The organism is Streptomyces dryopteridis (genome assembly GCF_049606955.1).
GTDB lineage: Bacteria > Actinomycetota > Actinomycetes > Streptomycetales > Streptomycetaceae > Streptomyces.
The window spans coordinates 93,510-119,835 of the sequence record NZ_CP187114.1 but is presented as its reverse complement, the minus strand read 5'-3'; the positions used below and the strand labels follow the sequence as shown (position 1 = coordinate 119,835).

The 26,326-nt window shown below is 74.7% G+C and carries 24 protein-coding genes; 10 read left to right on the top strand and 14 right to left on the bottom strand.

The window, feature by feature from the left end:
* Nucleotides 1-338: 338 nt before the first annotated feature.
* A complete protein-coding gene (locus tag ACN20G_RS26910) occupies nucleotides 339-2,231 on the top strand; it encodes an RICIN domain-containing protein (protein WP_424215789.1) in 1,893 nt (630 codons plus the stop codon).
* 15 nt (nucleotides 2,232-2,246) lie between these two features.
* Here ACN20G_RS26910 and ACN20G_RS26905 read toward each other — a convergent pair whose 3' ends face one another.
* The 4 genes from ACN20G_RS26905 to ACN20G_RS26890 form a co-directional block, all read right to left on the bottom strand.
* Complete coding sequence (locus tag ACN20G_RS26905; protein ID WP_424215788.1) at nucleotides 2,247-3,791, bottom strand: amidase; 1,545 nt, start codon at nucleotides 3,789-3,791, stop codon at nucleotides 2,247-2,249.
* A gap of 153 nt (nucleotides 3,792-3,944) precedes the next feature.
* Nucleotides 3,945-4,403, bottom strand: a complete 459-nt coding sequence (locus ACN20G_RS26900; protein WP_424215787.1) for an amidohydrolase family protein — start codon at nucleotides 4,401-4,403, stop codon at nucleotides 3,945-3,947.
* A 175-nt stretch (nucleotides 4,404-4,578) separates the two neighbouring features.
* Nucleotides 4,579-6,126 (bottom strand): flotillin family protein, encoded by a 1,548-nt coding sequence (locus ACN20G_RS26895; protein WP_424215786.1) that lies wholly within the window; start codon nucleotides 6,124-6,126, stop codon nucleotides 4,579-4,581.
* A 181-nt stretch (nucleotides 6,127-6,307) separates the two neighbouring features.
* Nucleotides 6,308-6,511, bottom strand: coding sequence for a hypothetical protein (locus ACN20G_RS26890; protein WP_424217376.1), 204 nt, complete (start codon nucleotides 6,509-6,511; stop codon nucleotides 6,308-6,310).
* 335 nt (nucleotides 6,512-6,846) lie between these two features.
* Here ACN20G_RS26890 and ACN20G_RS26885 point away from each other — a divergent pair, with 335 nt between their 5' ends.
* A complete protein-coding gene (locus tag ACN20G_RS26885; RefSeq protein ID WP_424215785.1) occupies nucleotides 6,847-7,365 on the top strand; it encodes a hypothetical protein in 519 nt (172 codons plus the stop codon).
* Nucleotides 7,366-7,397: 32 nt separating this feature from the next.
* Here ACN20G_RS26885 and ACN20G_RS26880 read toward each other — a convergent pair whose 3' ends face one another.
* Nucleotides 7,398-7,976, bottom strand: a complete 579-nt coding sequence (locus ACN20G_RS26880) for a TetR/AcrR family transcriptional regulator (RefSeq protein ID WP_424215784.1) — start codon at nucleotides 7,974-7,976, stop codon at nucleotides 7,398-7,400.
* A gap of 97 nt (nucleotides 7,977-8,073) precedes the next feature.
* On the opposite strand from ACN20G_RS26880, the gene ACN20G_RS26875 reads away from it, so the two are divergent.
* On the top strand, nucleotides 8,074-8,949 hold the full coding sequence (locus ACN20G_RS26875) for an SCO6745 family protein (protein ID WP_424215783.1): 876 nt from the start codon (nucleotides 8,074-8,076) through the stop codon (nucleotides 8,947-8,949).
* Nucleotides 8,950-8,968: 19 nt separating this feature from the next.
* On the opposite strand, the gene ACN20G_RS26870 is transcribed toward ACN20G_RS26875, so the two are convergent.
* The 3 genes from ACN20G_RS26870 to ACN20G_RS26860 form a co-directional block, all read right to left on the bottom strand.
* Nucleotides 8,969-9,637, bottom strand: a complete 669-nt coding sequence (locus tag ACN20G_RS26870; protein ID WP_424215782.1) for a M15 family metallopeptidase — start codon at nucleotides 9,635-9,637, stop codon at nucleotides 8,969-8,971.
* A gap of 100 nt (nucleotides 9,638-9,737) precedes the next feature.
* On the bottom strand, nucleotides 9,738-11,018 hold the full coding sequence (locus tag ACN20G_RS26865) for a hypothetical protein (protein ID WP_424215781.1): 1,281 nt from the start codon (nucleotides 11,016-11,018) through the stop codon (nucleotides 9,738-9,740).
* Between the two features lie 835 nt (nucleotides 11,019-11,853).
* On the bottom strand, nucleotides 11,854-12,729 hold the full coding sequence (locus tag ACN20G_RS26860; RefSeq protein ID WP_424215780.1) for a ketopantoate reductase family protein: 876 nt from the start codon (nucleotides 12,727-12,729) through the stop codon (nucleotides 11,854-11,856).
* 62 nt (nucleotides 12,730-12,791) lie between these two features.
* On the opposite strand from ACN20G_RS26860, the gene ACN20G_RS26855 reads away from it, so the two are divergent.
* Nucleotides 12,792-13,421, top strand: a complete 630-nt coding sequence (locus ACN20G_RS26855; RefSeq protein ID WP_424215779.1) for a TetR/AcrR family transcriptional regulator — start codon at nucleotides 12,792-12,794, stop codon at nucleotides 13,419-13,421.
* Here ACN20G_RS26855 and ACN20G_RS26850 read toward each other — a convergent pair.
* The 3 genes from ACN20G_RS26850 to ACN20G_RS26840 form a co-directional block, all read right to left on the bottom strand.
* On the bottom strand, nucleotides 13,375-15,342 hold the full coding sequence (locus ACN20G_RS26850) for an ABC1 kinase family protein (protein WP_424215778.1): 1,968 nt from the start codon (nucleotides 15,340-15,342) through the stop codon (nucleotides 13,375-13,377). The two genes, ACN20G_RS26855 and ACN20G_RS26850, sit on opposite strands and share 47 nt — an antisense overlap.
* A 102-nt stretch (nucleotides 15,343-15,444) precedes the next feature.
* On the bottom strand, nucleotides 15,445-16,257 hold the full coding sequence (locus ACN20G_RS26845; protein WP_424215777.1) for a cytochrome d ubiquinol oxidase subunit II: 813 nt from the start codon (nucleotides 16,255-16,257) through the stop codon (nucleotides 15,445-15,447).
* Between the two features lie 12 nt (nucleotides 16,258-16,269).
* The gene (locus ACN20G_RS26840) at nucleotides 16,270-17,541 is read right to left on the bottom strand and encodes a cytochrome ubiquinol oxidase subunit I (RefSeq protein ID WP_424215776.1); all 1,272 of its coding nucleotides are present in this window, start codon (nucleotides 17,539-17,541) and stop codon (nucleotides 16,270-16,272) included.
* Between the two features lie 271 nt (nucleotides 17,542-17,812).
* Between ACN20G_RS26840 and ACN20G_RS26835 the strand changes: the two genes are divergently transcribed.
* Both ACN20G_RS26835 and ACN20G_RS26830 read left to right on the top strand, forming a co-directional pair.
* Nucleotides 17,813-19,009, top strand: a complete 1,197-nt coding sequence (locus ACN20G_RS26835; RefSeq protein WP_424215775.1) for a sensor histidine kinase — start codon at nucleotides 17,813-17,815, stop codon at nucleotides 19,007-19,009.
* A gap of 50 nt (nucleotides 19,010-19,059) precedes the next feature.
* Entirely contained in the window at nucleotides 19,060-19,680 is a 621-nt protein-coding gene (locus ACN20G_RS26830; RefSeq protein WP_424217375.1) for a response regulator, read from the top strand.
* On the opposite strand, the gene ACN20G_RS26825 is transcribed toward ACN20G_RS26830, so the two are convergent.
* Together ACN20G_RS26825 and ACN20G_RS26820 are read right to left on the bottom strand one after the other, a co-directional pair.
* Nucleotides 19,632-20,873, bottom strand: a complete 1,242-nt coding sequence (locus ACN20G_RS26825) for a sensor histidine kinase (RefSeq protein ID WP_424215774.1) — start codon at nucleotides 20,871-20,873, stop codon at nucleotides 19,632-19,634. The two genes, ACN20G_RS26830 and ACN20G_RS26825, sit on opposite strands and share 49 nt — an antisense overlap.
* Nucleotides 20,870-21,526, bottom strand: a complete 657-nt coding sequence (locus ACN20G_RS26820) for a response regulator transcription factor (protein WP_424215773.1) — start codon at nucleotides 21,524-21,526, stop codon at nucleotides 20,870-20,872. Before ACN20G_RS26820 ends, ACN20G_RS26825 begins: the two co-directional genes overlap by 4 nt.
* A 169-nt stretch (nucleotides 21,527-21,695) precedes the next feature.
* On the opposite strand from ACN20G_RS26820, the gene ACN20G_RS26815 reads away from it, so the two are divergent.
* Genes ACN20G_RS26815 through ACN20G_RS26800 form a run of 4 tightly spaced genes read left to right on the top strand, consistent with a single transcriptional unit; the run spans nucleotide 21,696 to nucleotide 25,346 of the window.
* Entirely contained in the window at nucleotides 21,696-22,241 is a 546-nt protein-coding gene (locus tag ACN20G_RS26815) for a hypothetical protein (protein ID WP_424215772.1), read from the top strand.
* Complete coding sequence (locus ACN20G_RS26810; RefSeq protein WP_424215771.1) at nucleotides 22,238-23,401, top strand: peptidoglycan-binding protein; 1,164 nt, start codon at nucleotides 22,238-22,240, stop codon at nucleotides 23,399-23,401. The genes ACN20G_RS26815 and ACN20G_RS26810 overlap by 4 nt, the downstream gene beginning before the upstream one ends.
* Nucleotides 23,398-24,156, top strand: a complete 759-nt coding sequence (locus ACN20G_RS26805; protein ID WP_424215770.1) for an ABC transporter ATP-binding protein — start codon at nucleotides 23,398-23,400, stop codon at nucleotides 24,154-24,156. The genes ACN20G_RS26810 and ACN20G_RS26805 overlap by 4 nt, the downstream gene beginning before the upstream one ends.
* The gene (locus tag ACN20G_RS26800) at nucleotides 24,153-25,346 is read left to right on the top strand and encodes an ABC transporter permease (RefSeq protein WP_424215769.1); all 1,194 of its coding nucleotides are present in this window, start codon (nucleotides 24,153-24,155) and stop codon (nucleotides 25,344-25,346) included. The genes ACN20G_RS26805 and ACN20G_RS26800 overlap by 4 nt, the downstream gene beginning before the upstream one ends.
* Before the next feature lie 19 nt (nucleotides 25,347-25,365).
* Here the strand turns inward: ACN20G_RS26800 and ACN20G_RS26795 are convergent, their stop codons facing one another.
* Nucleotides 25,366-26,322: a terpene synthase family protein gene (locus ACN20G_RS26795; protein ID WP_424215768.1), complete on the bottom strand. Its 957-nt coding sequence runs from the start codon at nucleotides 26,320-26,322 to the stop codon at nucleotides 25,366-25,368.
* Between the last annotated feature and the right edge of the window lie 4 nt (nucleotides 26,323-26,326).

The window sequence follows — 26,326 nt, the reverse complement described above, 5'->3', positions numbered from 1 at the left end:
TGTGAGCGCGAACAGGTCATCATGATGATTTACGCCCTGCGGTCGCGTGCACCCACATTTCTCGTGAGGTCCGGGACATTCTTCGCATGATGCGTCAATAGATGTCTCATTGGTGTTTTTTTGTCGAGTGACCAGGGTCGTCCGGGCCGGTGGGCCGCGATCGACGTTCGTTCGTACTTCCGACGCACTCTCGGGTGCGCGCGGGCACACATCGGCCGTGCGGGAAAGTTCGTCAGAATAGTTGACGAAGCTCGGGTGGTGATCGACCATCAACCCAGGCCGAAAACCGCCCCTCCCTCACACCTTGAGGAGCCCTCGTGTCCCACTTTCTCGGGCGCGTGTCAGCAACCACCCTGCTTACCGTCCTGGCCCTCCTGGGCGCCCTGCTGTCGGCCTTGACGGCGCCGGCGGCACACGCCCGTCCCGTCGCCGCGGCCCGGTCCGGGGAGACCGACGGGCCCCGACTCCTCGTCACACCCCCACGAGACACCAGCACCATCCTGCGCAATCCGGCCATGGGCTGGCAGCTCTACGTGGAGAAGGAGATCCCCGACCCCGAAACCTTCTGGAACCAGATCGGCGGACGCGACTCCGTCGCCTCCGAGCTCTACATACGACTGCCGTGGTCCCAGTTCGAACCCACCAGAGGGCACTACGCGTGGAAGGAGAACGACGACTACCGCCGCCTGGTCGAAGAGGCCCTCCGACGAGGACTGAAGCTCGCCTTCCGGATCACCGTCGACAGTCAGGACACGAACTACTCCGCCACCCCGGACTACGTCTTCGACGAGGAACATGCCCGACCCGCGCCCCAGAACTCCAACACCGGTTTCCGCAACCCGCTCTTGACCGACCCCGCGTTCCGCGCGGCCTTCGCGACCTTCCTCACGGAATTCGCCAAGGAATACGACGACCCGGCCCGGGTCGACTTCGTCGACACCACCGGCCTGGGCTGGTGGGGCGAGGGCCATCACCTCCAACTGGCCGAGGCGGACCTGGGGCCCACGCTCGACTGGTCCACCGCCCTCTACCGGACCCGTTTCACCCGGGTCCTGCTCACCCTCAACTTCGGCAGCGAGTTCACCGTCGCCCGTGAGGACACCGCCAGGAGCGCGGGCGGCCTCGCCACCCGCCGCGACAGCCTCGGCAGCCTCCAGTACTTCCCCGCCGAAGCCCAACAGGCCCTCGCCGAGCGCTTCCCCGCCTCGCCCGTGTTCTCCGAGAACTGCTACCAGGAATTCGTCCTGCGCCCCACCGACTCCTGTGACGGGGCCATCGGCCGCGACGGCCTGGGCACCGTCCTCGGCAGGGTGGTCGCCGACGCGAAGAACGTCCACGCCAACACCCTGGACCTGCGGCACCCCGGCACCGACGTCCACACCTGGGTCGACGAGTACCCGTCCCTGGTCCGGGACTTCGCCCTCAACGGGGGCTACCGCCTGGCCCCCGACCGGATCGAGGCCCCCGCCTCGTTCCCCTCCGGGACCTCCGTGCCGATCACCCAGACCTGGTCCAACACCGCCGTCGGCGTCCTCCCCAACAAACTGCCGGGATGGAACGGCAAGTACCGCGTCTCCTACGCCCTGCTGCGCGCCGACGACTCCGTCGCGGCCCGCTCCGCGGACTCCGTGACGGACCCCGGGGACTGGCTGCGGGGCACCCCCGCCACCACGACCACCCGGGCCCGCTTCGACGCGCCGCCGGGGGAGTACCGCCTGGCCGTGGCCCTGGTCGACACCACCGACGGCGGACGGCCCGGCATCGACCTGGCCCTGGCCGGTCCCCGCACCGGCGCCGGCTGGTACCCGCTCGGCGGCGTGACCCTCACCCCCGCACCCGGCCCGATCCTGGGGCAGGGCTCCGGACTCTGCGTCGACGTCCTCGGCGGCGGCGACGCCCCCGGTACCCCGGTGGGGCTGTGGCCCTGCCGACAGGGCGCCAACCAGAGCTGGACCGCGGGCCCCTCGGGCACCCTGACCGCCCTGGGCCGCTGCCTGGCCCCCGCCACACCGAGCCCAGTGCCCGGCACCCCGGTCGTGGTGGCCGCCTGCGACGGCACCCCCGTACAGTCCTGGACCTCCCCGAACGCGGACCTGACCCTGCGGCACGGCACGGACGGACTCTGCCTCGACGCCCGCAACGCGGCGACCGGACCCGGTACCCGGCTCATCCTCTGGCCCTGCCACGGGGGCCCGAACCAGCGCTGGACGGGCTCCCCGCTGACCACCTGAGCCGAACCGGCGTGCTCACGGCGGGCTCGGGAAGCCTCCCGCCAGCCGTTCCACGGCCGCGCCGATCCGCAGGCACAGATCGTCCGCGCCGTGCCGCGAGACCAGCATCACGCCCGTCGGCAGCCCGTCCACCAGCCCGGCCGGCACGCTCAGGGCCGGGTGCCCGGTGGCGTTGAACTGCGCCGTGTTCGGCACCGACTCCAGGGCCCGGGTCAGGTCGAGGGCCGGATCGGGCGCGGCCGGCGGCAGCGGCGGGGCGGTGAAGGGCACGGTGGGCAGCGCCAGCACGTCCACCTCCGCCAGCGCCGTGTCGTACGCGGCCCGCAGCACGGGCAGCAGGTTGCGGGCCATGCCGTAGAAGCCGCCCCGCCCCAGATCGAGGGTGTGCCCGCCGAGCAGCGCGAACAGCTTCACCGTCGCGGGGAGCTCGCCGAGATGCGCGGGCAGTCGCCGACCGAACCGTGTCATGAGGGCCGGGTCGTAGCGGCCCTCCCAGTTGGCCCCGTACCCGCTGCCCCCCAAGAGCTGACGGGTCGCGCCCTCCACCGCGACGACCGTCCAGACGGCGCCGCCGAGGGCGTGGAACGGCACGGACACCTCGCTCACCCCCACCCCCTCGGCGGTCAGCCCGTGCACGGTCTCGCGGACCCGGGCGTCCACGGCCGGGTCGCTGACCCCCGGCAGCCCGAATCCCTCGGCGAGCAGCCCCACGCGCAGCCCGTCGGCGCCCCGCTCCAGCGCCGCGACGGGGTCCGGCGGGCCGGAGCGGTCGCGGTGGTGGACCCAGCGGCGCGGGTCGCGGCCCGGGTCCTCGCCGGCGAGGACGCCGAGGGCGAGGGCGGCCCCGCGCACGGTGCGGGTGAGGGGGCCGAGGTGGTCGAGGGTGGTCTCGATCGGGAAGGCACCGGTGTAGGGGATCAGGCCGTGGGTGGGTTTCAGGCCGACGACCCCGCAGAACGCGGCGGGGATCCGGATGGAACCGGCCTGGTCACCGCCGAGCGCCAGGTCCACCTCCCCGGCGGCGACCAAGGCCGCACTGCCGCTGGAGGAGCCCCCGGAGGTGCGGGCGGGGTCCCACGGGTTGCGGACGGGCCCGCCCACGGAGGTGTGACTGCCCCCGGACAGGCACAGGTCCTCGCAGGTGGCGGTGCCGGTGATGGTGGCGCCGGCGTCGAGGAGACGCCGGACGACGGTCGCGTCCTCGGCCGGCGTGTGACCGGCGAGGACGGCCGAGCCGTTCGTCATCGGGACCCCGGCCACGGCCACGTTGTCCTTCACCGCCACCGTCAACCCGGCCAACGGACCCGCGTCCCGCTCCCGCAGCCGCGTCCGCACACACCAGGCGCCCCACGGGTTCTCGGCCGGATCGGGCCGGTGGTGCTCCCGCCCGACGGGCACGGCGGGGGAGTGCTCGGCGTGCAGACGCTCCACGACGCCCCAGGCGTCCAGCAGCGTGCCCGACACCGCACCGATGGCGTCCCGTTCCGCCGCCGAGAGGGCGAACCCGGCGCGGGCCGCCAACTCGTCCAACCGGGCCGAGGACGGCGGTTCCACGGGCATGCGGGACTCCTCGACGACTGCCCGCGGCACGGGCACGGACGAACGGGCACGAACGAACGGGCACGGACGGACCGGGCACGACGAGTCTCGCGCCCCGCCCGCCGCCGGCGCCGGCCCCGCCGTCCGCCCTCACCCCGACGACGCACCCCCATGTCAACCGGCGTCCCCCCGATCACCCGCACCCGCCCCTGCCCCCGCGTCCGCCCCCGTGACCCACCGCCCACCGAGCACGGTGTGCGCGGGAAGCAGATCCCGCAGGACGTCACCCGCACAGTCCGCCGGATCCCGTTCCCAGACCGTCAGGTCCGCGAGCCGCCCCGGCGTCAGAGACCCCCGCGACCGCTCCTCGCCCAGCAGCCGCACCGCGTTGACGGTGTGCAGGGCGAGGGCCTCCTCGTAGCCGATGGCGTGCTCGGGACCCCTGACCCCGACCACCGTCTCCCGCGTGACCATCCCCCAGACCGACCGCATGGCACCGAACCGGCCGACCGGGAAATCCGACCCGGCGCTCACCTGCGCCCCCGCGTCGATCCAGCCCCGCGCCGGGAACAGCCGGGCGACCCGCTCGACACCCCAGAACCCCTCCTCCACCCCGGCCGTGTCGTGCGGCAACGGCTGCTGGATCGTGGGGCACGTCGAGCACCCGCGTGCCCGCCCCCACCAACCCGTCGCACCCGCGAGGATCGGCCGACACCGCCACGATCCGGTCCCCGCGCACGGCCAACGCCCGGCGCGGCGCCATCCCCGGCACCATGGTGTGCACCGCCCCCGCGCCCCGCCCTTGCGCTCAGGGGGCGTGCGGGAGGTCCTCCGTGATCGGGATGCGCCGGGACTCCCGCGCGTCCTGCCCGAGCGGCGCCGTCGACACCACCCCGGGCTCGGGCCCGACCCCCTCCGACGGGCCCGTCGGCGCACCGGTCCTCGCCGGCACGGCGCCGCCGTCCGGGCCCAGGCCGGCCAGGAGGGACCGGGCCAGTCCGAGACCCGCGCCACCCATGGTGAGGGCCTTCGCGAACATGTCGGCCATGCCGTCCGCCCCGTTCAACAACACCAGGTGATCGACGTTGCCGAATGCCTCCGCGCCGGCCCGCACGATCTCCGGCCAGCGTTCGGCCAGTTGCTGGGCGACCACCGCCTCCTGGTTCTCCGCGAGAGCCGCCGCCCGCGCCTTGATCGCCTCCGCCTCCGCGAGCCCCCCGGCCCGCCGTGCCTCCGCCGCCGCCAAACCCTTCGCCCGCGCCGACGCGGCCTCCGCCTCGCCCGTGGCCCGCGTGGCCGTCGCGCTCGCCGCGCCCCGCGCCTCCGTGGCCTGCGCCTCGGCCGCCGCGGCCGTCTTGACCCGGGTGGCCTCGGCCGCCGCCGCCAACTCCGTCTCCCGGGCCCGGGCCTGCGCCGCCGAGATCCGCGCGTCGCGTTCCGCCTCCGCCAGGATCCGCTGCTCGTACGCCCGAGCGTCGGCCGGCTTGCGCACGTCCGCCTGGAGCTGCTGCTCGCGCCGGTGCGCCTCCAACTCCGCCACCCGCGTCTCCTGCACCACCACCTCCTGCCGGGCCGCCGCGTCGGCCAACGGCCCCGCCTGCCGCGCCGCCGCCGACGCCTTGTCCCGCTCCGCCTGGTACCCGGCCTGGAGGATCTCGCTGTCGCGGGTCGCCTCCGCCATCCGCGCGAACGCCTCCTGCTCGGCCTCCGTCGCCAGCCGGTCGGCGGCCGCCTGCGCGATCCGGGCGTCGCGCTGGACCGGCGCGGCGTGCGGCATGGCCAGGTTCTTGATGTACCCGGACGGATCCTCGATCTCGTGGATCTGCAACGAGTCCACGATCAACCCGAGCTTTTCCATCTCGGTACCGCACGCGGCCCGCGTCTGCCCGGTCAACTTCTCCCGGTCGCGGATCATGTCCTCCACGGTCAGCCCGCCGACGATGGACCGCAGGTGCCCCGCGAACACGTTGTGCACCCGCTCCGACATCAGCTTCTGCTGGTCGAGGAAACGACGGGCCGCGTTGGCGATCGAGACCATGTCGTCGCCCACCTTGAAGATGACCACGCCCCGCACCTTGAGCGGGATGCCCTGCTGGGTCACGCACTCCACCGACAACTGCGTCTCGTTCAGGTCGAGCGACAGCTTCCGCACGGCCTGCACCCCCGGGACCACGAGCGTGCCCCGCCCGGTCACGATCCGGAACCCCATGCCCTCACCGAGCCCCTCGGTGTGATGCGCGGACCCGGAGATGACCAGGGCCTCGTTGGGCTCCGCCACCCGCCACATGAGTTTGAAGACACCGATCACCACAACCACGGCGAGGACTACCAGCCCCGCCACGACGCCGACGGCCATCGACACACGCCCCCTTCGCCGGGTACCGGATCCCGATGCCCGGCACCGAACGAAGGGAGTGTCCGCCCGCGACGCCGCGACGGAGAAGACAACCGACGCGTCTTGGTGCGGATTTGACGCCGCCGCGTGACGACCATGACCTTCCCGGCCGCCGACGAACCCGCGGGCCGCGCGTGCCGCGTCAGTCCGGATACGCCGGGCGCACGTGGACCGTCCTCGGCGGAAGGTGCTCCACCACCACGACCACGGTCCCCACCTCGATCCGCTCCCCGCGGAACGCCGGATACGCGAGGAAGTGCTCCGCCCCGCCCCTGATCCGCAGCATCACCTCGCCGACGAGCCCGGGCCCGACCGCCCCCGTGACCCGCCCCACCATCCCCACCATCGACCCCTCGCCGCCCACCCCACCACCCCCTGCTCCCGGGCCCGCCGCCCAGCCGGGCTCGTGCCCACCCCCACCTCCCGGAAACCCGCAGCGCGACCGGTACGGAACGGCGGCCGCCGCTTCCCGTGCCACCTCGGACTCAACCAGTGCCCCCCGATGGTGCGTCAGTCCTGTCGAGAGCAGGAGAGTTGCCATACGGACCCATGGGGGTGGCGGTGTCGGAGCACTTACGCGAGACCGGGGACGAGATCCCGAACCGAACGAGGACGGATGAGCCGCGGGTGAACGGCTCGGGGCGGTCGGTCGGGGTGCGGTGGGTCGGGAACGACGTCATCATGGACACGCCTGTCGGGCGGGTGAAGTTGACGCGCCGGAGATCGGAGCCGGATCCGGCGGCGGTCGCCGGCGGCGGGCCGTGGCGGCGCATGGTCCTGCGGCTGCGAACGTGGCGCGGCACGCTCCCGACGCGTTGGACGGTCACGCTGGACGGCCGGGACCTGGCCGTCCTCGACCTGCCGGGCGCGCGCCACTCACGGTGGGTGCGGGGTGGGTTGGGCTCCGGGGTGGCCGCGACGATCCTCGACCGGCCGGGACGGGTCCGACTGCGGGGCGGGCTGTTCCGGTCGGACCGGGCGCTGGTCGTGGAGGGGGAGGACGCGCTGACCGTGCTGCGCCCCGAGGGGTTCCGGGGGAGGCGCGTGCTGCGGCACCGGGGGTGGGAGGTCGGCCGGGCGGTCCGCGGCCGGTGGGAGGTACTCGAAGGGGTCCCCGAGCAGGCGCTGGTGGCCCTGGTGCTCCTGCACGCCGTGGGGGACCACGCCCTGGACTCGCCCCTGTGGGAACTGGCGCCGTGAGCGGATGCGTGCGCGCGCGGCGTGCGAGTTGGTCAACCGCCTTGCGGGGCAGGCGGGTTGAAGAGCAGGTCCGTCAGGTCGCGGAAGTGGGCGGCCGGGTCTTCGGACAGGTTCGGGGGGAGGTTGTGGGACAGCGCGAGCGTCGCGTATCCGTGGGCCAGTGACCACGCCGCGACGCCCGCCGACCGTGCGTCGGGCACCCGGCCCTCGTGCGAGAGCACTTCCACGGCCACCCGCAGCCGCTCCGCCGCCCCCGCCCGCGCCGCGACCAGCTCCGGGTCCTCGGCCCGGACGAGGTCGGGGCGGAACATGACCTGGAAGTGGGCGGGACGCGCGAACGCGAACTCCACGTAGCGCACGCCCGCCTCCCGCAGGTCCTCCGCCTCGCCCAAGGCGTCGGTGAGCAGCCGGAACCCTTCGACCGCGATCGCGGTCAGCAGGCCGGCGCGGTCCTTGAAGTGGTGGGCGGGCGCCGCGTGCGACACCCCGGCCCTGCGCGCCAGCTCCCGCAGGCTGAGCGCCCCGGGGCCCTCGGTGCGCACGACGTCGAGGGCGGCGTCGAGGACGGCTCGCCGAAGGTCTCCGTGGTGGTAGGTGTCTCGCTTCGCCATGGGACCACCCTACGTCCGATCTAGCCGTTGACAAGTTCGCCCCGGCGGGCGCAATCTGGTCAACGACAAGATGTGCATCGCCGTACGGAGGGACGTCATGGAACCCGTCGAGCAACGCCTCGCACGCACGCGCCGGCTGTGGCACCTGCTGGAGCCCCTGCACGCGATCGCCTACTACGCGCCGGAGACCCGTGCCGAGGCCGCGGCCCTGGGATACGAGGTCACCGAACGCTGGCCGCTGTACTTCGCCTGGCGCGCGGCCCCCCTCGGCGCGGCCACCGCCGAGTCCGTCGCCTCGGCCTTCTACAGCTTCGCCCCCGACATGGTCGCCCACCACGTCCCGAAGGTCTGGCGCACCGCGGATCCCGAGGAGGTCCTGCGGGCCCGCTCGCGGGGCGTGGACGCCGCGTACCGCACCCTCTTCGGCGACGAGGTCGACGGCCCGGTCATGGCCGAGGCCGCCGACCTCGTCGGGCAGGCGGCCCGGGCGGCCGTCACCGCCGGCCGCCCCCTGGCCGCCGCCAACGCCGCGCTGCCCTTTCCGACCGCACCCCACCTCGCGCTCTGGCAGGCGGCGACCACCCTGCGCGAACACCGGGGCGACGGCCACCTCGCCGCGCTCCAGGTGGCGGGACTGGACCCGGTGGAGGCCCTGGTCTCGTTCGCGGCCGTCGGGGCCGCCGCCCCGGAGACCTTCGCCTCCCGGGGCTGGACGCCCGAGCAGTGGCGGGCCGGCCGCGGCCGCCTGGAGGCGCGGGGGCTCCTGGCCGCCGACGGCGTGGCGACCGAGGCGGGCCGGGCCCTGCGCGCCGAGGTCGAACGGCACACGGACGCCATGGCCGGCGGCCCCTGGGACGCCCTCGGCGAAGAGGCCACGACCCGCCTGGCCGACCTCCTCGGCGAGTTCTGGGTCAAGGTGATCGGCTCGGGACACCTCCCCGCCGAGAACACCCTGGGCATCGGGCGCGTCTGAACCCCGAGCGCCGCCGGCGTCAGGCGCCGGTGCGGGAGAAGTGCTGGTAGTCGGGCGGGCTCCACCGCCCGCCCCAGCGCCAACCCGCCTTGGCGAACGCCTTGTTCACGGCGTCACCGGAGAAGATCATCCCGGGGCGTCTCGTCGACCGCTTCAGGTACTTCTCGCCGCCGTCGGGGTATACCCGGCCGTTGACGTCGACGTACGGGTTCTCCAGCGGGTTGACGTCGATCGCGTCGCCGTACGAGTGCCGGGACAACCGGTCCGGGACCCCCGTGACGGCCCGGCAGTTGAACGCGGAGGTGTTGTCCGCGTTCATGGCCTTCACGTCGTCGCCGCCGTACTCGGCCATCACCCGCATCCGGCGGATCGGGAACTTCGCGGTGAACGCCGCGCCGAACACCCCGAGCACGTCCTGGACCACCGTGTCCCGGACGATCAGCTCGCCCCGGTGGACCTTCCCGTCGAAACCCCAGTGGTTCATGCTGATCAGCCGCAGCCGTCCCGGGGACACCGGGCATCCGGCGTGGTGACTGGCGCCGAGCTTCGCCGCCGGCACCGAGGTGACGACGGCCCCGAGGTCCGTCGCCGCCCGAGCCGGCGGCGCGGGCAGGCCCACGGCCACGGCGGTGGTCACCGCGAGGACGGCGGGCCGGAGCCCCGGGCGACACAGCGAGGGGAAGATCACTTCGCCACCGTAGCCGGCGCCGGCCCGCCACCCGCCCGACCCCACCGAAGGACACCCCGAGCTCATCCGACCGGCGGCCCCGCCCCCGCCCGAGGACCGCTCAGTCGCAGGGCCAGGCGCGGGCGGTGCCGCGTTCGACGGCGGGGAGCAGCGCCAGCTCCCGGTCGGTGAGCGGCGTGGGGGAGGTCCCGCACGCCTCGGCGACCAGGGCGGCGGCCCCGGGCAGCCCGCGCTCGTCGGCGCCGGCTTCCGCGTCGGCCTCGTCGACACGGGGCGCGTCGACGACGAGGAGCGCCCCGTCGGTCACGACGATCATCCGCAGGGTCCGCGCGTCCGCCCGCACGGGCACGAGCAGGGCCTGCCGCCCGCCGGGAAGATCGCCGACCCGCGTCCCGACGGGCAGCACCGCCCGGTACACGCGCCCGAGCCGGGGGTCCGTGACCCGGACGGCGTGCACGTCCTCCGCCGATCCGTGGCGTTCCACGAGGTACCGGTACGAGGCGTCCACGCGGATCCGTCCACCCGTACCCGCCGTGACGCGGTCCCCGTACCGGGTCAGGAACCCGCCTCCGGAACCGGCCGGCACGGTGACCGCCGCCGGCCCCGCGCCGTCGAGCCGCACCTCGCCCACCGGCCCACCCCGGGGGAGGGCCACGTCGCCCTCGACGATCGGCACGGCCTGGTGCACCGCGACCACCTCGCCGCGCAGCGCACCGGCCGGGCCGTGCGCGTACAGCAGGCGGTGGGTGTCGTCGTTGAAGTCGAGGAACTGGCGCTCGCCCGCCGCGAGGTCCACACCGCCGCCGTTGGACTCGAACACCTTCACCGGCTCGGCCCCCATCATGTTCCACACCTCGCGGTGCCCGTCCGGCTCGGCGAAGGCGAACATGCCGCCGCAGTCGCTGAGGGCGAACGCGGCCTCGGGGTCGATGTCGGGGCCGATCGTCGACCACGTGGGCGCGGCGGCGTCCTCGCCGAAGGCCAGCACCCGCACCCGCGCGGATTTCGCGCCCTTCTCCCGGGCGAGGACCGCCAGCTTGTGTCCCTCCGGCGCCACGTCGGCGGCGAGGACCTCGCCGACCGGGGCGAGCCCGAAGTGCGTGCCCACCGCGTCCGCGTACGCGCCGCCGGACCGCAGCAGCGCGCCGTACAGGGCCTCGTCCCCGGTCGGCCGACCGCCCGCGGCCCAGGCGGCGAGAGCGTAACGACGGGCGTCCCGGCGGGCCTTGGCGAGGGCGTCCCGGGCGGTGTCGCCGCCGGCCGTGACACCGGGGGCGTAGCCGATGGCCGTCGTGGTCAGGGCCATCGCGCGCAGCGTCGCCCCGGCCTCGGACCCGACCGGGCCCACACCGGCCGCGCCCTTGGCGGAATCGGCGGTCACCGGCTTGTCCTCCCCGGCCCGCAGGCCCGGGAGCAACGGAACGGCGAGGGCCGCGAGCGCCACACCGCACCCGACCACCGACAACACCCCGACCCGACGCGCCCGCCGCCGAGAGGGCCTCGCGCGGACACCGTCGGCGCCGGCGTCGTTCGTGACCGCACCGGACGGCGCCGGGGGCACGGGCACGGGCCCCGCACCCCGCGCGATCACCCGCCCGTTGCGACCGACGGCCCGCGCGACGCCCACCCCGGTGCTGACCACGGGGGCGGCGCCGGCCCCGCGCGCCGCCCCGGCCGCCCCACGGGACGCGGCGGCGCCGCCCGTCCGGTCCTCGCCGTCGGGCCCCCGGTACTGGGCCGGAACGCCGCCCTTCGGCACGGGACGGGCCGCGTGCGACCTCCCCCCGCCCACAGGGCTCGCACCTCGGCCGGCGGTCGCGTCGGGACGCGTCTTCCTGGTCACGTGGGACTGTTCCTTCGTCCATGGCTCTTCGCCCGCCGATCAATGGCGCGCCCATTTGACGGGACCCCGACCCCCGGGACCAACCGCGCTCCCCGTTCGGGTGAACGTTTCCGCGCCCCGGTCGCCCGCCCCGGGCGCCCGCGGGACACGGCGCCCCCCCACCCGCGCACGAGCCGGACCGCCCACCCGGCACGGTTTCCCCAGACCCCACCCCCTCCGAGCCCGACACCGAGCGCCCGGCCCCCCTCACCCCCCGCCCACCCACACCGGACCCACACCCGCCCACACCCCGAGGACCCGCAGGGGTACACCTTGACCCCACCGGCTGACGCCACCACCCCGTACGCCCCGCCCCCCCCGGCGGGCCGTAGGTCTACCGGTCCGATGCTCGTGCGTGGAGTTGTTCCGCCAGGCGGGTCAGTTCCGCGGTCGCCGCCGGGGAGGTGTCGCTGAGGCCGCTGTCCACCGCGGCCGGGCTGCGCAGGAAGCGGCGCAGCAGGGGCACGAGCAGTCCTTCCGGCAGGGTCCGCAGCGCGCCGAAGGCGCGGGGGACCGGTGCCGCCGGCATCGTGGTCAGGTTCCGCCGCACGAGGCGGAGCATGCGGCGGACCGCGTCGGGGTCGTCGGCCAGCGCCGCCGGACCGCCGGCCGCGCGCACCGCCTGCCCGAGCGGCACCTCGAACGCGGCGTGCGTCCCGAGCCACGCGTCCATCCGCGGTTCGGCCTTGGCGTTCAGCCCGGCGGCGCGGAACTCGCGGACGATCCGTTCCAGTCGCGGGCTGCTCCGGCCGTCGGGTTCGCCGATCGGCATCGGGACCCGGCCGGTCAGGGCGGTCCGCGCACGGGGTCGGACCACGTGGTCGTCCATGGTCCCGGCGAGCGTGGGGAAGCCGAGCAGTACGCGCTCGTGGCCGATCGCCTCGCCCAGCGGCTTCGCGCCGGCCGCCCAGTTGTGCAGGAACAGCACGTCGCCCTCCAGGTCCGCGAGCGAGTCCAGCACGGAGTCGACCTGATGGGTGCGCACGAGGACGGCGGTCAGGTCGTACCCGCCCGCCGGGTGCTCGACCACCGGCACCGGCACCGTCCTGACGGCCGTGCCGTCCGGGTCCGCGATCCGCACCCCGCCGTGGCGCCGCAGGGAGGCCAGGCGCTCGCCCCGGGCGAGGAGGGAGACGTCGCGCCCGGCTTCGTGGAGGCGGGCGGCGAGCAGGCTGCCGCAGACCCCGGCGCCGTGGACCAGCAGTTTCATGAGGACCTTCCTTCGCATTATTCATACGTTCGTTTGAAACGAACGTATGTAGAATACGGCACATGGCACCCTCAGATACCCGGACCAAGATCCTCGACGCCGCCGAACGCCTCTTCGCCGAACACGGCTACAGCGGCACCTCGGTCCGCGCGGTCACCGACCTCGCCGGAGCGAACCTGGCCGCCGTCGGCTACCACTTCGGCTCGAAGGCCGAACTGCTGGCCGCCGTCGCCCGCCGCGTGACCGCGCCCATCACCGCCGCCCAGCGCGCCGGCCTGGACGAGCTGCTGGCCCGGACCCCGGAGCCCTCGGTCGCCGACCTGGTGGAGGCGTTCGCGGGGCCGCTCTTCGACCGGATGCCCACGGGCAGCGAGAGCGGGGCCCGGACCTCCCGGCTGATCGTGACGATCCTCAACGACCCGGCCCGGGAGGCGCGCGACTGGACCGGCCCGGACGAGGACTCGGTCCGCGAGCGCTACCTGGCCGCCTTCGCGCAGGCCCTGCCCGAGCTCGACCCCCGCGAGCTGCTGTTCCGCATGCGGGGGATCTTCGCCGTGACCGCCGCGGACCGCGTCGAGCTCTACCACCACCCCTCCCCCTCCTGCCCGACGACGGCGGAGGGCGAGGAGACCCGGCACTGGGCCGTCACCTTCCTCGCGGCGGCGATGAGCGCCCCACCGACCCGACCATGACGCGGAGGACGAGGACCAGGCTGAGAACGAGGAGGTGGTAGCCGAGGAGGTCGTGCAGGCGGAGCGTGTCGGTCACGCGCGGCCCGCCGGTGCCGGAGAGCAGGAGCGCGGCCGTGATGCCGGTGGTGGCGGCGAGCAGCGCGGCGAGGGCCTGCCGCAGGAGCCTCCCGATGACCCGTTCGTCCTCCGCGTGGGCGAAGAGGCGCACGTTGAGGGTGAGCTTCCCCCGCTCGATGTCCGCGGTGATGCGCTCGGCCCGCCGGGGGATCCGGCGCAGGACGGGCAGCAGGGCGGTGAACTCCTCGGCGAGGGTCCGGCGGACGGCGTCGGGGTGCGGGAGGCCCGCGATCTGCTCGGTGGCGAAGGCACGGGCCTCGGCGAGGATGTCGAACCCGGGGGAGAGCTGGGCGAGGGTCCCTTCGAGGGTGGCCAGGGCACGGAAGACGGCGGCGATCTCGCCCGGGACCGCGACGCCGTGGGCGGTGACGAGGCGGAAGAGGTCGGCGAACAGCGCGAGGTCGGCGGTCCGGCCGGGGCCGAGGTGGCGGGCCGCGAACCGCCCGAGGGCGCGTTCCAGTGCCTCGCCGTCGACGCCGTCCGGGCGGTCCACGAGGTCGAGGAAGGCGTCCCGCAGAGCGGCCGGGTCGCGCCGGTCGACGGCGACGAGCAGATGCCGCAGGGAGCTTCGGAGTCGGGAGTCGAGGTGCCCGACGGAGCCGAAGTCCACGAGGGCCAGGGTGTCGTCGGGCATCAGCAGGACGTTCCCGGGGTGCGGGTCGGCGTGGAAGACACCGGCGACCGTGATCTGCCGCAGCAGGGCGGTCAGCAGGGTCCGGGCCGGCGCCGCGCCGTCGACGCCCCGCTCGGCCAGGGCCGTCCGGGCCCGGCCCAAGGGCACGCCGTCGAGGTGTTCGAGGACGAGGACGCGGGCGCCGGAGAGCTCGCCGTGCACCTCGGGCAGGGTCACGGTGGGGTGCGCGCCGGCGGCGGCGCGGACGGCGTCGAGATTGCGGGCCTCGATCCGGAAGTCGAGCTCCTCCGTGAGGGACTCGGCGAAGCCCTCGGCCAGGGCGGTGGCGTCGAGGGCCCTGGCCCAGGCGTGCCGGCGGTCCAGGGAACGGGCGGCGCGCCGCACGATGTCGAGGTCCTGTGCGACCGTCCGCACGATCCCCGGGCGTCGCACCTTCACGACGACGCGCCGGCCGTCGGCGAGGGTGGCGCGGTGGACCTGGGCGATGGAGGCGGCCGCGAACGGCGTCTCGTCGAAGGCCGCGAAGACCTCCTCGGGCGGCGCGCCGAGCTCCTCGCACAGTTGACGGCGCACGTCTGCCCAGGGCGCGGGCGGCACGTCGTCGTGGAGCCGGCCGAGCTCGCGGACGAACTCCTCGGGCAGCAGATCCCGACGGGTGGCGAGGAACTGGCCGAGTTTGACGAACGTGACCCCGCCGTCCTCCAGGCTGCGGCGCAGCGCCCCGGCGAACTCCCGATTGCGGAGCGGGGTGTCGCGGCGCGGCCGGGAGGCGAGGAAGCGGGGCAGGCCGTGCCGGGCCGAGATCGAGCCGACCCGCAGGTACCGGCGGACGCGCCCGATCCTGCGCCGGGTGTCGCGGACCAGGCCGGGGCCGTGGCTGGGCAGGGCGTACTCGAAGAGGAGGAGCGCGAGCATCGTCGCCGCGAGGGTCGCCCCCCACAGCACCGGGATCAGGTGCCACTGCCAACCGGGGGCGGCCATGGGCCGGCCCACGGTCGGGCCGGTGACGCACACCCCGAGCAGCGCGCAGAACGCGACGCGGGGGAGGGGGCTGGGGAGCCCGAGGAGCCGGCGGGCGACGAGGGCCTGGCCGAGGGTGAAGAGGAAGACCCCGACGAGCGCGGGTGCCAGGAGGATCGGGGCGACGCCGAGGAGGCCGGCGAGGTTCATCGGGGGTTCCGTCTCGTGTGGAGGATCGTGCGGGGGATCTCGTGCGGGGGATCTCGTGCGGGGAGGGGCGACGCGGGCGGGCGGTGGCCGGCGCGTCGGCCGTCACAGGTACCCGGGTTCGGTGACGCGGTGCCGGAACACCCACCACGCCCAGCCCTGGACGCCGATCAGGAAGGGCAGGGCGATCAGCAGGGGCGGCAGCAGGAAGTCCAGCGAGGCCGCGTCCGCCGTCCGCCCGCCCGGCGCGAGCCGGATCCCGGCGGCCAGTCCCGCCGACAGGACGAGGGCGCCGGTGACGAGGAACGGGAGGACCTCGCCGCGCCCCGGGGTCAGACGTCCAGGGGGCAGGCGCCCCGGGGTCAGGCGCGCACGCCGGCGCGGGGCCCCGGTCAGGCGCAGGGCCGCGAAGGCGGTCCCGTGGAGGGCGAACCCGAGGACGCCGGCGCCCATGCCGACCAGGGCCGTCGGGCCGCCCGGCCAGGCTCCGGACGTGCCGGGCGCGCCGGTCAGGACGCCGGCGAGCAGTGCTCCCCAGCCCCCGGCCGCCGCCCAGCTGCCGCTCACGGTCACGGCGTCCCACAGCCGCCGCCACCCGAGGGCGTCGACGCGACCGCGCAGCCACAGACCCGCATCGCGCAGGACCCAGCCGACCAGGACGAGGGTGAGGGCGGCGTGGTGGTCGTGGACGAGGTCGGCCTCAAGGTCCGGGAAGGCGCCGGCGAGGAGGCCGACGGACGCGACCAGCCACACCTCGTTCAGCAGGAAGAAGGGGGCCGCGGCGGTGACCACGAGCCGGCGCTCGTGATCGCCTCGGGCCAGGAACGGCAGGACCACACCCACCCCGAGGTCGGCGCCTCCCAGGACGAGGTAACCGAGGGCGAAGAAGGCCAGGACGGCCACGGCGATGCTTTCCACGTCTGTCTGCCTCTAGTAGGTCGGGGCGGTGAAGGGCTCGGGGCCCTGGTCGGCCGAGGGAAGGCCCGGTTCGGACGCGTCGGGGCCGCGGCGCGCGCAGCGGGCCAGGAGCCAGGTGTTGACGGAGGCCAGCAGCAGGAACAGGACCGTGAACAGCGCCAGCGAGAAGCGCAGCGCCCCGGGGGAGAGGTCGCTGACGGCGTCCTCGGTCCTCAGCAGCCCCTGGACCACCCAGGGCTGCCGGCCGGTCTCGCGGAACACCCACCCGGCGATCATCGCGACGAAGGGCAAGGGGATCGCGAGCACCAGCAGCCGGATCCGGCGCCGGGAGCGTTCGAGGCGCCGGGGGGAACGGGCCATGAGGACACCGGCGACGGTGATCACGAGCATCAGGACCCAGCAGAGCATCATCACGTACGCGGCCGGCCCGCCGACGGCGGGCGGCGCGTAGTCGCCCGGCCCGTGCGCCGCGACCAGCTCCCGCCGGAGCAGGTCCTGCTCGGCCGCGTCCCCCCGGAAGAGGGCCGTCTTCATGGGCTGGGTCGCGTCCAGGACCCCGAAGTGCAGGCTGCCCATCGCGACCGTCAGCAGCAGCGCGGGCAGCGCGGTGAACAGCCCGAGCCGCAGGGAACGGCGGAAGAACTCGGGATCCGGGGTGCCCCGGCGCAGGTGCCAGGCGCTGACGCCGGCCATCACGAGGCCGCCGGTGACCAGGGCACCGCCCAAGAGGTGCCCGAGGGCGACGGTGGCGCTCGGATTGGCGAACACGGCGGCGGCGTCCGTCAGCCGCAGGACCCCGTCCACGACCCGGGCGCCGGCGGGGTGCTGAAGGAACCCATTCGAGACCATGATCCAGTACGCGGAGGCGTACGCGGTCAGGGCCACCCCCCAGATCAGCGCCAGGTGGACCCACCGGTTCAGCCGGTCCCGGCCGAAGATCCACAACCCGAGGAAGGTGGACTCCAGGAAGAACGCGGTGATCGTCTCCAAGGCGAGGGAGGAGCCGATGACGTTGCCGGCGAAGTGGGCGAGGCCGCCCCAGTTCAGGGCGAGCTGGAGTTCCATGACCAGGCCGGTGACGATGCCGACGGCGTAGTTGATCACGTAGAGCTGCCCCCAGAAGCCGGTCATGCGCCGGTGCACGGCGCTGCCGGTCACCGCGGCACGGGTCTGCAGGCAGGCCACCAGCGTGACCAGCCCGAGGGTCAGGGCCACGAAGAGGAAGTGCGTGCCCGCCGTCAGGGCGAACTCCCAGCGGGCGAGATCGAGGGTTGCGGGGTCCATGCCTCAACCCTGTTCGCCCGGCGGGCGCGGATCGTCGTGCCCGGGTCGGAACCCGGATTGCCTCCCGGGGCGCAATCCCGGCCCGCCGTACTCCCCGAGCGGCCGGCCCCGACCGGACGCCGCCGCGCCCGTCCGGCCATGGCTCCCCGGGGAGTAACGCGGAATCCTCCGCGGGCCCGATGCGCGGCGCCCTCCCCACCCCGGATGATGGGGACGACCGCCACACCTACGCACCGCCACACCGCCGCACCCGGCGCACGGGCACGAGAACGTGGAGAACCCCCTGCGCACGCCCCCCACCGAGCCGGCCACCGCCGCCGTCCACCAAGACCCGGCCGCCCCGCACGCCGCCCGCCGCGACGCCCTCCTGGCCCTCGCGCCGGCGGCGGCGGCCGCCGGCATCGCCCTGCTCGACCACGACGGCAAACCCCTCGACACCCTCGGCTGGACGCTGCTGCTGCTCGGCACGGCCCCCGTCGCGTTCCGCAGGACCCACACCGTGCCCGCGCTGGTGGCGATGGTCGCGTTCATCGGCGTCTACCACGCCCTGGGCTACCACCACCTCGCCCCCGTCCTCGGCTCGATGACCCTCCTCTACACCGTCGCCGTCACCGGCCCGCCCCGCAGGGCCCTGATCGCCGGGGGCGTCGTCATCGCCGGCACGGTCGGCGCGAACTGGATCTCCGACGCCGGAGGGGCCCTGGCCACCCTGCGCGTCTCCGGCTGGATCGCCGCCGTGGTCATGGCCGGGATCCACGTCCGGGCCCACCGTCGGCGTGCCGAACGGGCCGAGCGCACCCAGGAGGAGGTGGCCGCCCGCCGCGTGGCCGAGGAGCGCCTGCGCATCGCCCGTGACCTGCACGACCTCCTCGCCCACTCCATCACCCTGATCGGCGTCCGCACCTCCGTGGTCTCCCACGTCCTGAACCTCGACCCCGACCGCCTCGACCGCGCCGCCGTCGCCGAGGCCCTCGACGACATCGCCGACACCTGCCGCACGGCCCGCGCCGAGATCCGCACCACCCTCGAAGTCCTCCGCCACGGCGAGGGCGCGGGCCGTGAAGGCCCGCTGCCGGACCTCGCGGCCCTGCCCGCCCTCGCCCGCCAGGCCGGCGCCCGACTGACCCTGCGCGTCGACGACGCCCGGATCCGGCCCGCCGTCGGGGCGGCCGTCCACCGCATCACCCAGGAAGCCCTCACCAACACCTCCCGACACGGCGGACCCGAGGCCCGCGCGGACATCACCCTCACGGCCCGGGACGGGAACCTGCACCTGACCGTCACCGACGACGGCCGACCCTCCGCCGGCACCACCGGCACCCGCTTCGGCATCATCGGCATGGAGGAACGCGCCCGCAGCGTCGGCGGCTCCCTGACCGCCGGGCCCCGCCCCGGCGGCGGTTTCGCCGTGCGCGCCGTGCTGCCACTGACCACCCGCCCCGCCGGCGCACGCGAGGAGCATCCGTGATCCGCGTCATCCTGGCCGACGACCAGCACCTCGTCCGCGCGGCCTTCGCCATGCTCGTCGCCTCGGCCGCGGACATGGAGGTGGTGGCCGAGGCCGGCACCGGCCGCGAAGCGCTCGACGCGGCCCGCACCGTGCCCGCCGACCTGATCGTCATGGACATCCACATGCCGGAGATGGACGGCATCGAGGCCACCCGCCTGATCGCCGCCGACGAAGGACTCGACGGCCTGCGGATCCTGATCCTGACCACCTGGGAATCGGACGAGAACCTCGTGGCCGCCCTGCGCGCCGGCGCCTCCGGCTTCGTCGTCAAGGACACCCTGCCCGCCGACCTCCTGGCCGCGATGCGCACCGTCTCCGCGGGGGAGTCCCTGCTGTCGCCGAGCGCGACCTCCCGACTCATCGCGCAGGTCCTCAGTACCCCGCCCGCCCCGCCCGCCGGTCCCGTCACCGAACTGCTCTCCGCCCGCGAACGCGAGGTCCTCACCCTCGTCGGCCGGGGCCTGACCAACACCGAGATCGGCGCGAGCCTCGCCCTCAGCCCCCTGACCGCGAAGAAACACGTCTCGCGCATCATGGCCCGACTCGGCGCCCGCGACCGCCCCCAGCTCGTCATCGCCGCCTACGAATCCGGCCTGATCACCGCCCGCGCCACGCCGCCCGCGCCCTGACCGGCCCCGGGGTGGTGGGGGAGGGACACGTGCACGACGAGCCCGCCGCCGGGCCGCGCGAGCGCGCGGACGGTGCCGTCGTGGGCGCGGGCCACGGCCGCCACCAGGGTCAGCCCGAGGCCCGAACCGGGCGGCCCGGCCGCGTCACCGCGCCGGAACGGCTCGAAGAGCGCCGGCAGCCGTTCCGGCGCCATCACGGGGCCGGTGTTCTCGACCCGCAGCCGGGCCCGCCCGTCCTCGACGCGCGCGGCCACCCGCACCAGGCCGGCGGTGTGGTTGTGGCGCACGGCGTTGGCGAGCAGGTTGAGGACCAGCTGGCGCAGCAACGCCGGATCGCCGAGCACCCCGGCCGCGTCACCCGAGACCCGTACGTCGAGGGCGGCCGCCGCCGCCTCGTCGGCCAGTTCCGCCGCGCAGTCCCGCGCGAGGCCGCCCAGCTCCACGTGCTCGTACGCGGTCGGCCGGCTCTCGGCCCGGGCCAGGGTCAACAGGGCGGCGATGAGCCGTTCGCTGCGGGCGTTGGCGTCCAGGGCGCGCAGCAGGGCGGGACGCAGGTCGGCGGGGACGCGCCCCTGGGCGAGGGGGATCTCCAGGGCGGTGCGCTGGAGGGTCAGGGGGGTGCGCAGTTCGTGGGAGGCGTGCGCGGCGAAGAGGCGCTGCGCGGTGAACCCGCGCTCCAGGCGGTCGAGCATGAGGTCGAAGGCGTCGGCCAGTTCACGGACCTCGTCCCGCGGCCCGTCCAGCGCCAGGCGCTCGTCGAGGGGGCCGTCGCCGGCGATGCGCCGGGTGGCGGCGGTGACCCGGGTCAGCCGGTCCAGGGAGCGTCGGGTGAGCACCCACACGGCGATCCCGGCGCAGGCCGTGAACACCACCAGCAGCACCCCGGACCGGGTCAGCAGCGCGCTCAGGACGCTGTGCCGGAACTCCTCGAAGCCGCGGGCCGGCCCGAGCGGCGCGGCGGGCACGGACGAGGACGCGGGGTCCGGGACGGGGGACGGCGTCGGGCCCGTGGCCGCGGGGTAGGTGGGCACGGAGGGGACGACGAGGTAGCGGTACTCCTCGATGAGCTGCCGCGAACCGAGCCAGTTCACCAACAGCAGCCCACAGCCCAGGACGGCGAACACGGCCGTGATGACGAGCACCAGCCGGGTCCCCAGCGACAGCCCACCGCGACCCGGGCGGCCGGCGGTCACAGGCGGTACCCGAAGCCCGGCTCGTGCGCGAGGAGCCGAGGCTCGCCGAGCTTGCGGCGCAAGGAGTGCACGGTGACGCGCACGGCACTGGTGGCCGGGTCCAGCGCCGCGTCCCACAGCCGGTCCCGCAACTCCTCGGCGGTCACGGGCGCCCCGTCCGCGCCGAGCAGCACCTCCAACACCCCGAACTCCTTCGGCGTCAGCCGCAGCGGCCGCCCGTCCCGCTCGGCGAGCCTGCGCACGGTGTCCAGCCGCACCCCGCCGCGGACCAGGACCGTCGGCCGCGCCCCGGCGGAGCCGCGCCGGCCCAGGGCCCGGAGCCGGGCCACCAACTCCAGGTAGGAGAACGGCTTGGCCATGTAGTCGTCCGCGCCGTGCCCGAGACCGTCCACGAGGTCACCGATCGTGCCGGCCGCCGTCAGCATCAGGATCCGGGCCCCGTACCCGGCCGTGTTCAGGGCCCGGCAGACCGCGTCACCCCCGAGGACCGGCAGGTCACGATCCAGGACGAGCACGTCGTACTCGACGGCCGCGGTCATCTCCATCGCCCGCGCCCCGTCGTGCGCGAGGTCGCAGGCCATCCCCTCGGCCCGGAGCCCCTCCGCGAGCATCGCCGCGAGCTCGACCTCGTCCTCCACGATCAGTACCCGCATCGGGCGCGCTCCGTTTCCGCCGCCGACCTCCGTGCCCGCGAGCTGTCCCGTCAAGGATGCCGGGGCACGGCGTTAGCCACGGGTTAGGGACACGATCACGCCCCGCTCACCGGCACCTCCCTAGAACTGACCACGACGACGTCACCGATCGACAGGGAGATGAACGGACGTGCACAACGGATGGCAGCGGACGGCGTGGGCGGCGATCGCCCTGACCTCGCTCCTCGTGGTCAGCGGATGCTCCGACGCGCGAGAGGCACCCCGCGTGGCCGGGGACGAGGGGTCCGGCAAGAGCGCGAGCGCGCCCCGGGACGAGAACGCGATCCGCAAGGCATGGGTGGACTGCATGCGCGAACAGGGCCAGAACGGCGTCCGGCAGAACGAGGACGGCGACATCGTCATGGACGCCTCCGGGCTCGGCGACCCGGGCGCCGGCGCGCAGGGCTCCGCGGACGGCTACGACGAGGCGTCCAAGACCTGCGACACGAAGGTCCCCGGCATCCGGCAGACGCGGAAGGAGGTCAACGAGAAGTTCCTCGCCCAGGCCCGGGACTTCGTCGCCTGCGCCCGCGAGAACGGCTACCGGGAGCTGCCCGACCCGGACCCCGCCTCGGCGATCCTCGTGATCCCCCGGAACTCCTTCGACGGCGCGAAATGGGACGCCGCCCTGGTGGCCTGCGGCAAGTTCCAGGTCAGCTACCGGATCGGCGAGTGACCGTGCCCCGATCCCTCCCGGACGCCCCGTCCGAGCCCGACCACTCACGGGCCGGGACTCGATCCACGCGACGGGCCCGCGTCACACGCCCCCGGGTCCTCGTGCCGCTGCTCGTCGTGACCCTCGTCGGCGGCGCCGGCACGGTCGCCGTCCTGCGCCCCTGGGACCGCCCCGGAGCCGCCGCCCCCGACACCGCGGCCGACCACGACACGGTCGCGGTGACGAAGGGATCGCTGTCCAGCGGCGTCCGGGTCACCGGCGAACTGTCCCACGACGCCCCCACCCGGGTCCTCACCAGCGGCCAGGGCATGCTCACCGCCCTCCCCGAGGCCGGCGACACCGTCAAGGCCGGGCGGAAGCTGTACGAGGTCGACGGAGTGCCCGTCACCTTCTTCACGGGCGAGCGGCCCCTGTGGCGCGAACTCGGGCCCGGCGTCGCCCCCGGCCCCGACGTGCGCCAGCTCAAACGCAACCTCGTCGACCTCGGCCACGCCGAGGGACTCGGACTCGCCGTCGACGACAGGTTCACGCCCAACACGGCCGTCGCCGTCACCCGCTGGCAGAAGTCCTTCGGCGTGAAACGGACCGGCAGGATCGCCCTCGGCGATCTCGTCATGCTCCCGCACACCACCGTCCGCGTGCAGTCGCTGTCCGCCCAGCCCGGCAGCCCGCTCGGCACCGGCCCGATCATGACGGTCTCCGGCACGACGCTCGTGGCCACCGCCAAACCCGCCGACAACCAGCTCTCCCGCTTCAAACCCGACGGGAAGGTCACCGTGCGGCTCCCCGACGGCACCACCGTCGGCGGCCGGATCCGCTCCCTCGTGCACGGCGGCACCCCGCCCGGCGGGGACGGCGGCGCCGGCGGCGGATCGGGGCCGGAGAAGACCACCGTCACCATCACCCTCGACGACCGGAAGGCCGCCGAGAAGGCCGGCCCCTCCCCGGTCACGATCACCGTGGTCGGCGACAGCGTCGACGACGCCCTCATCGTCCCCGTCACCGCCCTGCTCGCCCTCGACGGCGGCGGCTACGGGGTCAGGGTCGTCGAGGGCGCCGGGAATCGGCTCGTCCGCGTCGACCTCGGGCTCGTCGCCGACGCGAAGGCCCAGATCAGCGGCGAGATCCGCGCCGGACAACAGGTCGTGATCCCGAAATGACCCCCACCAACCCCACCGCGGCGCCGACCGGGACCACGCCCCGACCGCCCGTCCTGCGGCTCGACGGCGTCGTCAAGGAGTACCCCGGGCACCCCCCGCTGCGGATCCTCCACGACATCGACCTCACCGTCGAGGCCGGGGAACTCCTCGCGATCGTCGGCCCCTCCGGCTCCGGGAAGTCCACCCTCCTCGCCCTCCTCGGCTCCCTGGACCGGCCCACCCGGGGCCGGCTCTCCTTCGAGGGCCGTGATCTCGCCGACCTCGGCGACCACGACCTCGCCGCACTGCGCGCCCACCGCATCGGATTCGTCTTCCAACAGTTCTTCCTCCTCCCCGGCCTGACCACCGTCGAGAACGTCGCCACCGGACTCCTCTACGACGGGACCCCCGCCGGCCGGCGCCGCGCCGCCGCGACCCGCGCCCTGCGCGACGTGGGACTCGGCCACCGGCTCCGACACCGCCCCGAGCAGCTCTCCGGCGGCGAGAAACAACGCGTCGCCATCGCCCGCGCCCTCGTCGGCCGCCCCGCGCTCCTCCTCGCCGACGAACCCACCGGCGCCCTCGACACCGCCTCCGGCACCGCGATCGTCGCCCTGCTCCGCGAACTCCACGACACCGGCACCACGGTCGTCGTCATCACCCACGACCGCGAACTCGCCGCGACCTTCCCCCGCCGCATCGGCATCCAGGACGGCCGCGTCGCCTTCGACGAACGCCGGCCCGCGACCACCGACACGGCGGGCGGCGCCCGATGACCACCACACCCCGCCGCACCCGACTGCGGCCCACCGACCTCCTGCGCCTCGGACTGATCGGCCCCCGCACCCGTCGGCTGCGCTCGGCGCTCTCCGCCCTGGGCATCTCCCTCGGCATCGCCGCCGTCATCGCCGTCACCGGCATCTCGGCCTCCAACCAGGCCCATCTGCTGGCCCGCCTGGACCGGCTCGGCTCCAACCTGATCACCGTCGGCCCCGGCAAGGACGCCCAGGAGAAGCCCGTGCCCCTGCCGGCCACCGCCGAGAAGATGCTCGGCGCCATCGGCCCCGTCCAGCGTGTCACCGCCACCGGGGCCACCGGCGCCCACGTCTACCGCAACGACCTCGTGCCCGAGGAACAGACCAACAGCATCACCGTGCTGGCCGCCCGCCCCGACCTCCTCGACGTCCTCCACGGCACCCTCCGCGCCGGCACCTGGCTCACCGGGGCCGGCGAACACCTCCCCGTCACCGTCCTCGGCGACCAGGCCGCCCAACGCCTCGGCGTCACCGCACCGGGGGAACGGGTCTGGCTCGGCGGGCAGTGGCACACCGTCGTCGGCGTCCTCGACCCCAACGAACTCGCCCCCGAACTCGCCGGCGCCGCCCTCGTCGGCTGGCCCCACGCCACCGAACACCTCGCCGCCGACGGCACGGCGAGCACCGTCTACCTGCGCTCCCACTCCGCGCGCGTCCCCGACGTGCAGGCCGTGGCCGCCGCCACCGCCAACCCCGCGGACCCCGGCAAGGTCGCCGTCAGCCGCCCCTCCGACCTCCTCGCCGCCCGCGCCGAGACCAAGGACTCCCTCACCGGCCTCGTCCTCACCCTCGCCGGGGTCGCCCTCCTCGTCGGCGGAGTCGGCATCGCCAACACCATGATCGTCAGCGTCATGGAACGCCGGGGAGAGATCGGCCTGCGCCGGGCCCTGGGCGCCCGGGGCGGCCAGATCGCCGGCCAGTTCCTCATCGAGGCCGCCCTCATGGGCCTGGCCGGCGGCCTGGCGGGCGTCGCCCTGGGAGCCCTCACCGTCCACGCCTACGCCCTCGCCCAGGGATGGCCCGCCGCGATCCCCGCACCGACCCTCGTGGCCGGCCCCGCCGTCTCCGTGCTCGTGGCGACCCTCGCCGGCATCCACCCCGCGATGCGCGCCGCCCGCGCCTCCCCGACCGAAGCCCTCCGCTCCGCCTGAGCGCACGGGGCGGGGACGTTCACTGCAACGGGACCACGTACCGGTCGGTGATCTGGTTCCACGAGAGGAAACCCGCCGAGGTTCCGAACAGGGCGTCGACGTAGGCGGCGACGTCCTCCCTCGGCGTGTCCCCCCAGTCGGACTTCAGCAGGCGTTCGGCCTGGGCGGACGCGAGCCGGCAGTCCTCGTGGAACCGTCGCACGATGTCCCGGATCCCCCGCTCCCGGTCGGATCCGGGCCTGCGCGCGATCACGTGGACCGTGTTGACGAGTTCCCCGCGGGCCTCCTCCGCCTCCAGCGTCAACACGTCGCTGTGCCACGACCCGGCCCGCACCAGGGTCTCGACGAACTCGACCATGTCGGGGCGCTCGCTCACCGCCGGCGGCAGGTCCAGACCCAGCTCGTACTGGGTGAAGAGCCGGAACGCCAGATGCTGCCCGATGGTGTGGAAGCGGTCGAGCATGAACTCCTCGCGCGGCTCCCCCCGGTACGCCGCGACGCGCTGCTCGCCCCGCAACCAGTCGATCATCCACGTCGCCAACAGCTCCCGCTGCCGCGCGTTCAGGCCCAGGCCCTCGACGGCCCCCACGAACGCGTCGAGCCACGGATCGGAGGCTTCGGGGGCCACTCCCGTCTCGAGGTGGGCGACGAACCCGCGCAGGAAGCGATCGGCGCGCCCCGGCTCCGCCGACCAGAGGCTCTCGCAGTACTCCTCCATCGCGAACCACAGAATGTAGTAGCGGGTCAGCCGCTCCAGACGTTCGCGGTCGCTGTGCGAGTGCATCATCGCGACGAACAGCGTGTAGTCGCCCAACAGGAACCGTCTGAGCCTCGCCCCCTCGAACACTCCGGTCGCGATGAACCAGTCGTGGACGAGCGGCTTCACCGCGAAGTACCCGTCGCTGATCCGGGTGGGGTGGGGGAACTCCAACGTCGGCACGTTCTTCTGACGTTGCTCGGCTTCGAAGACGAACATCACG